This window comes from Pseudomonas sp. RW10S2, from assembly GCF_014268985.1.
Taxonomy (GTDB): domain Bacteria; phylum Pseudomonadota; class Gammaproteobacteria; order Pseudomonadales; family Pseudomonadaceae; genus Aquipseudomonas; species Aquipseudomonas wayambapalatensis.
Genome location: NZ_JABWRO010000006.1, coordinates 40,331 through 53,494, shown reverse-complemented (window position 1 = coordinate 53,494; position 13,164 = coordinate 40,331). Strand labels below are relative to the sequence as shown.

13 protein-coding genes are annotated in these 13,164 nt (G+C 65.2%); 5 read left to right on the top strand and 8 right to left on the bottom strand.

Annotated elements, in window-relative coordinates:
- Window positions 1-3: 3 nt before the first annotated feature.
- The 8 genes from HU729_RS02840 to HU729_RS02805 form a co-directional block, all read right to left on the bottom strand.
- Window positions 4-936: a carbohydrate kinase gene (locus HU729_RS02840; protein WP_186665848.1), complete on the bottom strand. Its 933-nt coding sequence runs from the start codon at window positions 934-936 to the stop codon at window positions 4-6.
- A gap of 41 nt (window positions 937-977) precedes the next feature.
- Window positions 978-2,468: a xylulokinase gene (gene xylB, locus HU729_RS02835; RefSeq protein ID WP_186708287.1), complete on the bottom strand. Its 1,491-nt coding sequence runs from the start codon at window positions 2,466-2,468 to the stop codon at window positions 978-980.
- A 17-nt stretch (window positions 2,469-2,485) separates the two neighbouring features.
- Window positions 2,486-3,961 carry a mannitol dehydrogenase family protein gene (locus tag HU729_RS02830; RefSeq protein ID WP_186708269.1) on the bottom strand — a complete coding sequence of 492 codons (1,476 nt, stop codon included), beginning with the start codon at window positions 3,959-3,961 and terminating at the stop codon, window positions 2,486-2,488.
- 21 nt (window positions 3,962-3,982) lie between these two features.
- Complete coding sequence (gene ugpC, locus HU729_RS02825) at window positions 3,983-5,095, bottom strand: sn-glycerol-3-phosphate ABC transporter ATP-binding protein UgpC (protein ID WP_186665850.1); 1,113 nt, start codon at window positions 5,093-5,095, stop codon at window positions 3,983-3,985.
- A 157-nt stretch (window positions 5,096-5,252) separates the two neighbouring features.
- Window positions 5,253-6,086, bottom strand: a complete 834-nt coding sequence (locus tag HU729_RS02820) for a carbohydrate ABC transporter permease (protein WP_063546497.1) — start codon at window positions 6,084-6,086, stop codon at window positions 5,253-5,255.
- Window positions 6,087-6,096: 10 nt separating this feature from the next.
- On the bottom strand, window positions 6,097-7,020 hold the full coding sequence (locus HU729_RS02815; protein ID WP_186665851.1) for a sugar ABC transporter permease: 924 nt from the start codon (window positions 7,018-7,020) through the stop codon (window positions 6,097-6,099).
- Between the two features lie 81 nt (window positions 7,021-7,101).
- Window positions 7,102-8,412 carry a sugar ABC transporter substrate-binding protein gene (locus tag HU729_RS02810; RefSeq protein ID WP_186708267.1) on the bottom strand — a complete coding sequence of 437 codons (1,311 nt, stop codon included), beginning with the start codon at window positions 8,410-8,412 and terminating at the stop codon, window positions 7,102-7,104.
- A 176-nt stretch (window positions 8,413-8,588) separates the two neighbouring features.
- Window positions 8,589-9,491: an AraC family transcriptional regulator gene (locus HU729_RS02805; protein ID WP_186666114.1), complete on the bottom strand. Its 903-nt coding sequence runs from the start codon at window positions 9,489-9,491 to the stop codon at window positions 8,589-8,591.
- A 131-nt stretch (window positions 9,492-9,622) separates the two neighbouring features.
- Here HU729_RS02805 and HU729_RS02800 point away from each other — a divergent pair, with 131 nt between their 5' ends.
- From HU729_RS02800 to HU729_RS02780, 5 genes are all read left to right on the top strand, one after another.
- Window positions 9,623-10,123, top strand: coding sequence for a M48 family metallopeptidase (locus HU729_RS02800; protein ID WP_054895460.1), 501 nt, complete (start codon window positions 9,623-9,625; stop codon window positions 10,121-10,123).
- 13 nt (window positions 10,124-10,136) lie between these two features.
- Window positions 10,137-10,433: a winged helix-turn-helix domain-containing protein gene (locus HU729_RS02795; RefSeq protein ID WP_186665854.1), complete on the top strand. Its 297-nt coding sequence runs from the start codon at window positions 10,137-10,139 to the stop codon at window positions 10,431-10,433.
- Window positions 10,430-11,071 carry a PAS domain-containing protein gene (locus HU729_RS02790; protein WP_186708265.1) on the top strand — a complete coding sequence of 214 codons (642 nt, stop codon included), beginning with the start codon at window positions 10,430-10,432 and terminating at the stop codon, window positions 11,069-11,071. Before HU729_RS02795 ends, HU729_RS02790 begins: the two co-directional genes overlap by 4 nt.
- A 108-nt stretch (window positions 11,072-11,179) precedes the next feature.
- The gene (locus HU729_RS02785; RefSeq protein WP_186665855.1) at window positions 11,180-12,145 is read left to right on the top strand and encodes a threonine/serine dehydratase; all 966 of its coding nucleotides are present in this window, start codon (window positions 11,180-11,182) and stop codon (window positions 12,143-12,145) included.
- On the top strand, window positions 12,142-13,122 hold the full coding sequence (locus HU729_RS02780) for an ornithine cyclodeaminase family protein (protein ID WP_186708263.1): 981 nt from the start codon (window positions 12,142-12,144) through the stop codon (window positions 13,120-13,122). The genes HU729_RS02785 and HU729_RS02780 overlap by 4 nt, the downstream gene beginning before the upstream one ends.
- Window positions 13,123-13,164: the final 42 nt, after the last annotated feature.

Sequence of the window (13,164 nt, the reverse complement as noted above, 5' to 3'; positions counted from 1 at the left end):
ACGCTAAAGCTCCCGGGCAAACGGCAAATCCGGCCCAACCCGCGAACAGGTGATGGCCGCCGCTCGAATGGCGAATTCGAGGATGCCGTCGATCGCTTCGCGCGTCAGCGCCGCTAGTGCCTGGGGACTGTCCGCGTGCAGCTTGGCCAGACAGCTCAGCACCGCCGCCTGGAAGGTATCGCCAGCACCGACTGTGTCTTTCACTGCCAGCGAGGCATCCGCCGGTCGTGTCCACGAGCCGTGCGCGCAATGCACGCTGGCGCCGTCTGCACCGTGGGTGACGAACACCAGTCGGCAGCGGTCGTTCAGCCAGCCGCGGGCCACTTCGGCCGGCGCACGGTCCGGATAGAGCAGCGCGAGGTCTTCCTCGCTGGCCTTGATCAGGTGGGCGTGGGCCGCGAAGGCTTGCACCTGGCGTCGCCACAACGCCACGTCGGGCTGCGGGTTGAGGCGTACGTTGGGGTCGAGGCTGATCAGCCGGTGTGCGCTTTCGCGCTGCACCAGCGCCAGTAATGTATCCGCCACCGGCGTGACCACCAGGGTGTAGGAGCCCACGTGCAGGCCGCGCACCTGGCCATCGAGCGCCGGCAGGTGTTCGAGGCGCACCTGCCGGTCGGCGCAACCTTCGCCACGGAACTGGTACTGCGCCGAGCCGCTCGCATCCAGCCCGACCATGGCCAGGGTGGTCGGTGCATCGCTGGTCACCAGGTAACTGCAATCGACCTTTTCCTCTTCCAGCACCCGGCGCAGGCGTGCGCCCAGGTAGTCGCTGGACAGCCCGCCGAACAGCGCCGACTCCACGCCCAGCCGGCGCAGGCCCACCGCGACGTTGAACGGCGAGCCGCCGGCAATCGCCTTGAAGCCCAACTCGCTGCTGCGTGGGCTGTCATCCAGGCTGAATACATCGAACAGGGCTTCGCCACAGACCAGGTACATGAAATTCTCCGAAACGAAGTAAGCGGGCAGGATACCTGCGATCAGTGTGCAGGCAGATGCGAAAGGTAACGTTGATAGGCGGTTTCGTAGGCCGCCCGTTGCGCGGGCCGGGGTGTGGTGCGCGTGCTTTCGTCGAGTTCGACGCAGCGCTGGCACAGAGCCTCCAGGCTGTCACCTTCGCCGAGCTTGCGGCCCAGGCTCCAGGCAGCCTGGATCGCAGCACCCAGGGCGGCGGCTTCGGTCTGGCGCGGGCACACCACCGGCAGGCCGAGCAGGTCGGCGAGTGCCTGGCGCCACAGCGGGCTTTTCGCCGCGCCGCCGACCAGGCGGATCTCCTGGCCCTGCAGGCCGCTGGCGCGCAGCAGGTCGAGCCCGTAGCGCAGGCTGAAACAGGTGCCTTCGAGCACCGCCCGGCAGAGGTTGGCACGGGTCAGGTTGCTGCTGGTCATACCGTGCAGGCTGGCACTGGCCTCGGGCAGTGCGGGCACGCGCTCGCCATTGAAGAACGGCAGCAGCAACAGGCCGTCGGCGCCGACGGGGGCTTGTGCGGCGAGCTCGCTGAACGCCGACAGGTCAAGCTGCAACAGGTCTTGCACCAGGGCGCAGGCGCTGGTGAGGTTCATGGTGCAGATCAGCGGCAGCCATCCGCCGGATGAGCCGCAGAAGGTCGCGACCTCACCGTGGGGGCTGACACGTGGCTGGTCGAGGTGTGCGGCCAGGGTGCCGGAGGTGCCCAGGCTGAGGGTGATCATGCCGGGGCGAATGTTGCCGGTGCCGATGGCGCCGAGCATGTTGTCGCCCCCACCGCTGGCCACCCAGGCGCCAGTGTCCAGGCCCAGCGCCTGGGCTGCCGAGGGCTGCAGGGTGGCGATGCAGTCGCCGGACTCGACCAGCTCGGGCAGTGCCGCCAGCAGGCGCTTGCCGGGCTCGATCAGCGCCAGCACATCGGCGGCCCAGGTGCGTTTGCGCACATCGTAGTAGCCGGTGCCCGAGGCGTCGCCCGGTTCGCTGCAGGCACGGCCGGTGAGCCAGTGGTTGAGGTAATCGTGGGGCAGCAGCAGGTGTGCGGCGCGGGCGAACAGGTCTGGATGATGGCGCTGGCTCCACAGCAGCTTGGACAGCGTATAGCCCGGTGCGACCACCAGCCCCAGGCGCTCCAGCGAGCCTGCGGCGCCGCCGAGGGCGGCCAGCAGTTCGTCATTTTCCGTAGTGGTTTCGGTGTCGCACCAGAGCTTGGCCGGGCGCAGCACCTGGCCTTGGTCATCGAGCATCACCAGGCCGTGCTGCTGGCCAGAGACGGCCAGTGCGCGGATGGCATGGCCCCCGACCCCGGCGTCAGCGAGGGCATTGGCCACCGCCGTGCGCAGGGCCTGCAGCCAGTCTGCCGGATCCTGTTCACGGCGGCCGTGGTCGCCCTGCGGCGCCGCATGTGCCGCGCTGCCCAGCCCCAGTACGCGACCGCTGTCTGCGTCGAGCACCAGGGCCTTGGTGCCCTGGGTGCCGCAGTCGATGCCGAGGAACAGTCCTTCCATCATTGCTGCGCTCCGTCTCAGTCGCCCAGTACCCGGCGCAGGGTTTCACTCACGCCGACTTCACGCAAGCTGTCGTACAGGCGCTCGAAGGCGTCGACGAAGGCCCGTGAGTTGGGGATCGCCGTGCCGAAGATCGCTTCGTCGCCGAGCACCCGGGCCGCCAGGCCTTCGCGCTGGACGACACGGGCCTGGCACTGTGCTGCGCGCGGATCGGGAATGCTGTAGACATTGCCCTTTTCATCCTTGCCGCCCAGGTACAGCGCCCAGGCTGCGACTACCAGCGCCACGCGCTCCAGCGGCTTGCCGTCGGCAATCAGGCGGTTGGCGGTGGGTACGATGAACTTGGGGAATTTCGAAGAGCCGTCCGAGCACACCCGCTCCAACTGGTCGGCGATGGCGCGGTTGGAGAAGCGCTCGGTGAGGCTGTCCTTGTAGTGCGTAAGGTCGATGCCTGGCACCTGCGCCAGTTGCGGCGTGACGTCCTGGTCCATGAAGGTGCGCATGTAGCGGCGCAGCAGGTCGTCGGCGAGGGTCTCGTGGACGAAGCGGTAGCCCTGCAGGAAGCCCAGGTAGGTCAGCGCCAGGTGGCTGCCGTTGAGCAGTTTGATCTTCATCTCTTCATAGGGCGTGACGTCGTCGGTGAACTGCACGCCGACCTTCTCCCAGGCCGGGCGACCGCTGACGAACTTGTCTTCCAGCACCCACTGCAGGAACGGCTCGCAGACCACCGGCCAGGCGTCCTCTACACCATGGCGCTCGGCCAACTGGCGGCGATGTTCGTCGCTGGTCATCGGTGTGATGCGATCGACCATGGCATTGGGGAAGCTGACGTGCCGGGCGATCCACTGGGCCAGGTCATGGTTGAGCAGGTGGGCGAAGGCCAGCAGTGCCTTGCGCGCCACGTCGCCGTTGTGTGGAAGGTTGTCGCAGGACATGACCGTGAACGCCGGGGTGCCGGCCTCGCGGCGACGGCGCAGGGCCTCGCAGAGAAAACCGAATACGCTGTGCGGCTGGTCAGGTCTGGCCAGGTCGTGCTGGATCAGCGGCAGGTTCTCGAGGAACTCGCCCGTGCTGTCGTCGATGCAGTAGCCGCCTTCGGTGATGGTCAGCGAGACGATACGGACTGCAGGGTCGGCAAGTTTGTCGAGCAGCGCCTGGCTGTCGCTTTCGGCCAGCAGCATGCCGCTGATGGCACCGATCACGCGCACCTCGGTGTTGGGTTTTTCGCCCAGTTCGAACAGGGTGTAGAGATGGTCCTGGCTTGCCAGGGCGTCGCGCATGGCGCGGTCTTCGCTGCGCAGGCCGGCGCCGCAGATCGCCCAGTCGAGGGCTTCGCCGCGGTTCATCAGGGCGTCGGTATAGGCGGCCTGGTGGGCGCGGTGAAAGCCGCCGACGCCGATGTGCACGATGCCCTGGCGCAGCTGCGCTGGGTCATAGGTGGGGCGGGCGACCGGGGCGGGCAGCTTGTCGAGATTGCGCTGGTTGAGTTTCATCGAGAAATCCTTGAAGACGGCTCAGGCCGCCTGTTGCAGTCGTTTGTCCAGGGCCTTGCCGGTGCTGTCGAACAGATGGCAGTGCGCCGGATCGAAGCTCAGTTCCAGTTGCTCGCCGTACTCGGGCGCGAAATCGCCGCGCACCCGCACGGTGAGCATCTCGCCGGAGGCGCTGCGCACGTGGCAGTAGCTGTCGCTGCCCAGGCGCTCGCTGACATCGGCGGTGACCTGCAGCGAACCCTGTTCGCCGTGACCGCTGCGGCTGATGCTCAGGTGCTCCGGGCGAATGCCCAGGGTGATCTGGCTGCCGGTGGTCAGTTCACCTGCGCACAGCGGCAGGGCGATGCGGGCGCCGCACTCGAGGGCGACCTCGCACTGGTTGCCTTGGTTGCGGCTCAGGTGTCCGCGCAAAAAGCCCATCTTCGGTGTGCCGAGGAAGCCTGCGACGAACAGGTTGGCCGGATGGTGGTACAGCTCCAGCGGCGAGCCGACCTGCTCGATACGACCGGCGTTGAGCACCACCACCTTGTCGGCCAGGGTCATCGCCTCGACCTGGTCGTGGGTCACGTAGATCATGGTCGCGGCCAGTTCCTTGTGCAGGCGCGACAGCTCCAGGCGCATCTGCACGCGCAGGGCTGCGTCGAGGTTGGACAGCGGCTCGTCGAACAGGAAGATCTTCGGGTTGCGCACGATCGCCCGGCCGATTGCCACCCGCTGGCGCTGGCCGCCGGAGAGCTGGCGCGGCTTGCGCTCGAGCATCGGTTGCAGCTCGAGGATGCGCGCGGCGTTGTCGACCTTGCTGGCGACCTCGGCCTTGGCCACGCCCGCCAGGTCCAGGGCGAACGACAGGTTCTTGCGCACGGTCATGTGCGGATACAGGGCGTAGGTCTGGAACACCATGGCCAGGTTGCGCTTGGCCGGAGCGGTGTCGGTGATGTCGACGCCATCGAGGGTGATGCTGCCGCTGCTCACCTCTTCGAGGCCGGCAATCAGCCGCAGCAGGGTCGATTTGCCACAGCCGGATGGCCCGACGAACACCACGAACTCACGGTCGTGTACGTCCAGGTCGATGCCCTTGATGATGGCGTGGCCATCAAAGCCTTTTTGCAGATTGCGGATCTTCAGGTCAGCCATGTCGAGTTACCTGTGCAGTGGCCAGGAAAAATTGAGGTTTTGCAGAATCCTGTAGGAGCGGGCTCGCCCGCGAACACCGGCATAGCCGGTGCCATGCACCGCAGTGTTTGCTTCGCGGGCAAGCCCGCTCCTACAGGGATGGCGTAGTTGGGGGTATTCATTTCACCGCTCCGAACGACAGCCCGCGCACCAGTTGCTTCTGGCTGATCCAGCCGAAGATCAGGATCGGTGCGCAGGCCAGTGTCGAGACGGCCGAAAGCTTGGCCCAGAACAGGCCTTCGGGGCTTGAGTAGGAGGCCACCAGCGCGGTCAGCGGTGCGGCGGCCGAAGAGGTCAGGTTGAGCGACCAGAACGCCTCGTTCCAGCACAGGATCAGCGACAGCAGCACGGTCGAGGCCAGGCCGCCACGGGCGATCGGCAGCAGCACGCGGAGGATTTCCTGCCAGGTGCCGGCGCCGTCCAGGCGCGCCGCTTCGAGGATGTCGACGGGGATGTCCTTGAAGTAGGTGTACACCATCCACACCACGATCGGCAGGTTGATCAGGGTGTACACGATGATCAGCGACAGCCGTGAATCGAGCAGCCCGAACTGCTTGGCCAGCAGGTAGATCGGCATCAGCACGCCCACTGGCGGCAGCATCTTGGTCGACAGCATCCACAACAGCGTGCGCTTGGTGTGGCGGGTCTCGAAGAAGGCCATGGAGTAGGCTGCCGGCACGGCGATCAGCATGCACAGCAGGGTCGCGGAGAACGAGATCAGCACCGAGTTCCAGGCGTAGGCGAAGTAGTCGCTGCGCTCGTTGATGTGCAGGTAGTTCTCCAGCGTCGGGTGGAAGATGAACTGCGGCGGCGTGGCGAAGGCGTCGAGTTCGGTCTTGAAGCTGGTCAGCAGCATCCAGAAGATCGGGAAGAAGATCGCCAGGGCAATGCCCCAGCACAGCAGGCCGATCAGCGCATCGCGCAGGCGGCGGGTTTGCTTGAGTGTCAGCATGGCGGGCTCCTCAGCTGCGCTCGGTGAGGTTCTTGCCGATCATGCGCACCAGCACGATGGCGGCGATGTTGGCGATCAGCACGGCGATCAGGCCACCGGCCGACGCCATGCCGACGTCGAACTGCAGCAGCGCCTGGTTGTAGATCAGGTAGGCGAGGTTGGTGGATTCATAGCCCGGCCCGCCGCTGGTGGTGGTGAAGATCTCGGCGAACACCGACAGCAGGAAGATGGTTTCGATCATGACCACCACGGCAATCGGCCGCGCCAGGTGCGGCAGGGTGAGGTGCCAGAAGATCGCCAGCGGGCCTGCACCGTCCAGGCGTGCGGCCTCCTTCTGCTCCTGGTCCAGCGACTGCATGGCCGTCATCAGGATCAGGATGGCGAACGGCAGCCATTGCCATGACACGATCAGGATGATCGACAGCAACGGATAGTGCGCCAGCCAGTCCACCGGCTGGGCGCCGAACAGGCGCCAGACCGCCGCGAGGATCCCGGACACCGGGTGGAAGATCAGGTTCTTCCACAGCAGCGCGCTGACCGTGGGCATGATGAAGAACGGCGAGATCAGCAGCACGCGCACCACGCCGCGGCCCCAGAACTCACCCGCCTCCAGCAGCGCGGCGATGAGCACGCCGAACACCACGCTGATCGCCAGCACGCTGCCGACCAGGGTCAGGGTATTCAGGGCGCCGGGCAGGAAGCCGGCATCGGTGACGAAGAAGCTGAAGTTCTCCAGGCCGACGAAGTCGTTCTCGCCGGGATACAGCAGGTTGTAACGGATCAGCGAGAAATACAGGGTCATGCCCAGGGGCACGATCATCCATAACAGCAGCAGCGCCACCGAAGGGCTGACCAGGAACCAGCCGGGGCCGACGCGGCGTTTGCCGGGGCGCGCGGTGGCGTGGGTCGGGGTGTCGAGGGCCGAGGTGTTCATGACGACTCCGTGTTCGGCAGAAAGAGGCGAGCAGCCGGCCGCCGGCACACCGAGGGCGGCGTGCTGGCGGCCAGGGGCGGTCTACTTGGGGTAGCCGGCGCGTTTCATCTCGCGTTCGGTGGACGACTGGGCGGCGGCCAGCGCCTGTTCAGGCTTCATCTGGCCGGTCAGGGCGGCGGAGAACAGCTTGCCGACCTGGGTGCCGATGGCCTGGAACTCAGGAATGGTCACCAGCTGGATACCCACGTAGGGCACGGGCTTGAGGGTCGGGTGGTTGGGATCGACCTTCTTCAGCGACTCCAGCGTGACCTTGGCGAACGGTGCGGCCTGCAGGTAGGCCTCGCTGTAGGTGGAGGCGCGGGTGCCTGGCGGCACGTTGGCCACGCCTTCCTTGTCGGCGACCAGTTGGCCATAGGCCTGGGAGGTGGCCCAGGTGCTGAAGGTCCTGGCGGCGTCCTTGGACTTGGAGCTGGTGGGGATCGCCAGCGCCCACGAGTACAGCCAGGTCGCGCCCTTGTCGGTGACCTCCTTCGGCGCGAAGGTGAAGCCCACGTCGTCGATGACCTTGCTCTGGCTCTTGTCGGTGACGAACGAGCCGGCGACGCTGGCATCGACCCACATTGCGCACTTGCCGCTGTTGAACAGCGCCAGGTTCTCGTTGAAGCCGTTGCTGGAGGCGCCGGGCGGGCCGTACTGCTTCATGGTGTCGACGTAGAAGTTCAGGGCCTTGGTCCACTCGCTGCCGGTGAACTCCGGCTGCCACTGCTCGTTGAACCAACGGGCGCCGAAGGCATTGGCCAGGGTGCCGATCAGCGCCATGTTCTCACCCCAGCCGGCCTTGCCGCGCAGGCAGATGCCGTACTGGCCGGCCTCGGGTTTGTTGAGCTTGGCGGCGAATTCGCCCAGTTGGGTCCAGGTCGGTTGCTCGGGCATCTGCAGCCCGGCCTGCTGGAACAGGTCCTTGCGGTAGTAGGTGATCGAGGCTTCGGCGTAGAAGGGCAGGGCATAGAGCGTGCCCTTGACCGACAGGCCGTCGCGCACCGAAGGGAAGATATCGTCGAGCTGGTAGTCGGCAGGCAGGTCTTTCATGGGTTCCAGCCAACCCTTGGCGCCCCACAGCGCGGCTTCGTACATGCCGATGGTGAGCACGTCGAACTGTCCGCCTTGTGTCGCGATATCGGTGGTCAGGCGTTGGCGCAGGACGTTCTCTTCGAGCACCACCCACTTGAGCTTGATGTCCGGGTGCTGCTCCTCGAACACCTTGGACAGCCGCTGCATGCGGATCATGTCGTTGTTGTTGACGGTGGCAATGGTCAGGGTTTCGGCAGCCTGGGCAAACACCGGCAGGCTCAGACAGGCAATGGCCACGCAGGCCTTGATCGAGTCGTTCATCGTTGAACTCCTCTTCCGGACCGCAGGGCGGCGCGGAAGTCACTATTGTTTTTTTTGTGTCGCTGGTTGCCGATTACACTCCTGCATCGCCAGCGCAACAAAGCCTCGACTGCACGCAGGCCGATACTTTTTTGCACTGGGGTATTGGCAGTGCGATGCACTGCTCAAGCGTTTCACTAAAGGTTTTGCTCGGTCAGGCGCTGGGTGACCAGGCTGCGGTAGCCCGACGGTGTCATGCCTTTGAGCTGCTGGAACCGCCGGTTGAAGTTGGACAGGTTGCTGAAGCCGGACTCGAAGCACACCTCGGTCACCGGCAGGTCGCTGCGCGCCAGCAGTTCACAGGACTTGCTGATCCGCAGGCGATTGACGAACTCGACGAAGCCGCGCCCGGCGGCCTGCTTGAAGAAGCGCGAGAAGTAGGTGGGGGTCATGCCCAGGTGCTCGGCGACCTCGTTCTGGGTGAGGTCCTGGGCGTAGTGCTGGAAGATGTAGTCCACCGCGCGGTTGATGCGGTCGACGTTGTGTTCGTCGGCCAGCTGCGAGGAGGTGACGGTGGACAGCAACTGGTAGTCCTCGCAGGCAGCCAACTGTTCCATGAGGATAAAAAAGTATCCCAGGCGCGTCATGCCGGCACTTTGCGAGATACGTTGCATCAGTTGCTGGCTCTCGGCGATCAGGCGCGGATCGCGGAATTCGATGCCATAACTGGCGCGGGCCAGCAGTGGCGTCAGCTGGTTGAGCTCGGAGAACACCTGGCTGCCTTGCTCGAGCACTTCGTCAGTGAAATTGACCAGCATGTCGCGGGTGTCGACGACCTCGTCGGCGGCCACCTGGCTGATCCAGTTGTGTGGCAGGTTCGGCCCGGTGAGAAACAGTGTGCCCGGGGCGAAGTTGCCGATGTAGTCGCCGATGAACACCTTGCCGGAGCTGGCGACGATCAAGTGCAGCTCGTATTCCTTGTGAAAGTGCCAGCGCACCAGCGGGCTCGGGAAGCCGTGCTGGCGATAGATCAGCGAATGGCCTTCGTGGTCGTCCATCAGTTCGTAGGACGGGTCGGTGATCTTGCTGGCTTTGGGCATGGTGAGTGCTTCGAGCAGGGGGTGAATACTGCATCCTAGCCAAATTTTGCGTCCTGTAGGAGCGGGCTTGCCCGCGAAAGGGCCAGCCCTGCCAACCACAGGCCCCCGCCAATTCGGTAAACTCCCACCCCATGACCACCCTACGCTACTTGCAAGCCTATCCCCCGCACCTGCAGGAACAGGTCCGTCAGATGATCGCCAGCGATCGCCTGGGCGGCTACCTGCAGCAGCGCTACCCCGCCCGCCACGAGGTGCAGAGCGACAAGGCGCTGTACCTCTATGCCCAGGACCTGCGCCAGCAATACCTGCGCAGCGCGCCGCCGCTGGACAAGGTGCTCTACGACAACCGTCTCGACCTCACCCACCGGGCCCTGGGCCTGAACACGGCGGTGTCGCGGGTGCAGGGTGGCAACCTCAAGGCCAAGAAGGAAATCCGCATCGCCTCGCTGTTCAAGGACGCGGCGCCGCAGTTTCTGCGCATGATCGTGGTACACGAGCTGGCGCACCTGCGTGAGCGCGACCACAACAAGGCGTTCTACCAGCTGTGCCAGCACATGGAGCCGGACTACCATCAACTGGAGTTCGACTTGCGTGTCTACCTGACCTGGCGCGAATTGCCAGGCAATGCATGAGGATCCCACCAGCATGGACGTGAGCAAGACCAAGAGCAGCTTCTATCGCCGCCTCTACGTGGCCTGGCTGATCGACAGCCAGACCGCCACCAGCGTGCCCGCGCTGATGGAAGCCACCGGCATGCCGCGACGCACGGCCCAGGACACCATCGCCGCCCTGGCAGACCTGGACATCGTCTGCGAGTTCGAGCAGCAGAGCGGTGCGCGCAACCACGCCGGGCATTACCGCATCCACGACTGGGGTGCGATCGACAAGCAGTGGATCATCCAGCACCTGCGCACTATTCGCGAAGTGCTCGGCTATCCATGACCACCCTCCAGGACCCGTTCATGCCGTCCAGCCGCTTCAGCAACTACGCCGCCATGGCCGAGGGCATCGCAGCCCTGTTGTTCCCGCATGCCGAAGTGGTGGTGCACGACCTGGCCAGCCAGACGGTGGTGCATATCGCCAACAACATTTCCAAGCGCCAGCTCGGCGATGATTCCGGGCTCGACGACCTGCCCAGCCAGCTCGATGACAGCACCCGCCTGGGGCCGTATGAAAAGCTCAACTGGAACGGGCAGAAGATCCGTTCGATCAGCAGCGTGATGCGCGACGCCAGCGGCCAGCCCGAGGCGCTGATCTGCATCAACCTCAACGTTTCGATTCTCGAGCAGGCGCGCGATGCGCTGGAGGCGTTCTTCCAGGCCAGCCGCCTGTTGCCGCAACCGCAGGCGTTGTTCCGCGACGACTGGCAGGAGCGCATCAACACCTTCCTGCATGCCTGGTTGCAGGCGCGTGGATTGAGCCTGGGCGGGCTGGACCGCGAGCAGAAGCGGCAGTTGGTCGAGGCGCTGCACGGGGAGGGCGCGTTCCGTGGCAAGAGCGCCCATGACTACGTGGCCAACGTGCTGGGGATGGGGCGGGCGACGGTATACAAGTATGTGAAGGCGTTGCGCCAAGGCTGAGGCCATCGCTGGCAAACGACAGGCTTTCAATGCGTGGAAAAATAGTCTACGGTAGAATTTAATTCTATATCGTGGCGTTTGCCCCTGCGCATCGCCCAAGGAGCCACCATGACTATCCTGGACACCCTGCCACACGCCATCCGCGAAGCCCATGAAGCCCTTCGCCCCCAGGTGGCGGTCACGCCGCTCAGCCACAGCCCGGGGCTTTCCCGTCAGAGCGGCTGCAATGTCCATCTCAAGTGCGAGCACCTGCAGCACACCGGCTCCTTCAAATTCCGAGGGGCCAGCAACAAGCTGCGCCTGCTCGACCCTGCGCAGCGTCAGGCTGGCGTGATCACCGCCTCTTCCGGCAATCACGGGCAGGGCCTGGCACTGGCCGGGCAATTGCTGGGTGTGCCGGTCACCGTGTACGTCAGCAGCAGCGCCTCGCCGCTGAAGATCCGGGCCATGCGCGGCCTGGGAGCCGAGGTAATCGAACTCGACGCTGACCCGCTGTCGGTCGAGCTTGAAGCGGCTCGCCAGGCCAATCTGCAGGGCAAGCCTTTCGTCTCCCCCTACAATGATGCGCAGATCATCGCTGGCCAGGGCACCATCGGCATGGAGCTGTTCGAGCAGGCGCCGGATCTGGACGCGGTTTTCGTCGCTGTCGGTGGTGGCGGCTTGATCTCGGGCATTGGCGCTGCATTGCGCGCGCTTGCACCCTCGGTGCAGGTCATCGGCTGCTGGCCGGCCAACGCGCCCACCCTGCAGCGCTCGCTGGAGGAGGGACGGATCATCGAGATGCAAGAGCTCGATACCCTGTCCGACGGCACGGCCGGCGGCGTCGAGCCCGGCGCCATCACCTTCCCCCTGTGCCAGCAGTTGCTGCATCGCACCGTGCTGGTCAGCGAGGCTGAGATCAGCGCAGCCATGCGCGACGTCGCAGGCCACGACCGCTGGATCATCGAAGGGGCGGCAGGGGTTGCCGTCGCAGGCATGCAGAAACTGGCCGGTGAGTTCCAGGGCAAGAAGGTCGCGGTGGTGCTGTGCGGGCGCAACATCGTGCTGGAGAAGTTCCTGGAGGCGATCCAATGAGGATCATCGACAAGGCGCAACTGGTCGAAATCCTCGACCGGGATTTGGCGGTACGCCTGATCGAAGAGGGTTTTATCGCCTTTTCCGCGGGCAAGGTCCATGTGCCACCGGTGCAGAATTTCGCCTTCCCTGAACAAAACGGCGACTGCTGCGTGAAGTCCGCCTGGCTGCAGGGCAGCGATAGCTTCACGGTGAAAGTCTCCACCGGTTTCTACGACAACCCTTCCAAGGGGCTGGAAAGCAACGCTGGCTTGATGCTGGTGTTTTCGGCCAGTACCGGCCAACCGCTGGCGCTACTCCAGGACCAAGGCTGGCTGACCTGCCTGCGCACCGCGCTGGCCGGGCAAATCGCCGCCCGCCTGTTGGCGCCGCGCAAGGTACGGGCAATCGGTGTACTGGGCAGCGGGGTGCAGGCGCGGATGCAGCTCGAACAACTGCTACCGGTCACCGACTGCCGTCGTCTGATTGCCTGGGGCCGTGATGCCGGGCGGCTTGCGGACTACCGACGGTTCGCCGAAGGGCTGGGCTTCGAGGTGCGCACCACCCATGATGCCCGCGAGCTGGCCGAGTCCGCCAACCTGATCGTCTGCACCACGCCTTCGCGCGAGCCGCTGCTGCAGCGTGAATGGATACAGCCCGGCACCCATATCACCGCCGTGGGAGCCGATGGCCCTGGCAAGCAGGAGCTCGATCCAGCGCTGGTAGCCGCCGCCGATTGCATCGTGGTGGACGCTATCGGCCAATGCAGCCGCTACGGCGAGGTGTCCCACGCGCTGGAGGCCGGCCTGATTGCAGCTACCGACCTGATCGAGATCGGCGCGTTGCTGGCTGGGCAGGCGAGTGGTCGCACGCAGGATGCCGCGATCACGTTGGCTGACCTGACCGGCGTGGCGGTGCAGGACGCGCAGATCGCGCGGTGTGCATTGATGTCCCTTGGGGCAAGCCGCCAAGGAGACCTGCTCGCACAGCTCGGCTAAAATAGAAGCTAAATGACATCATTGTCCGCTGCCGTCGACTGT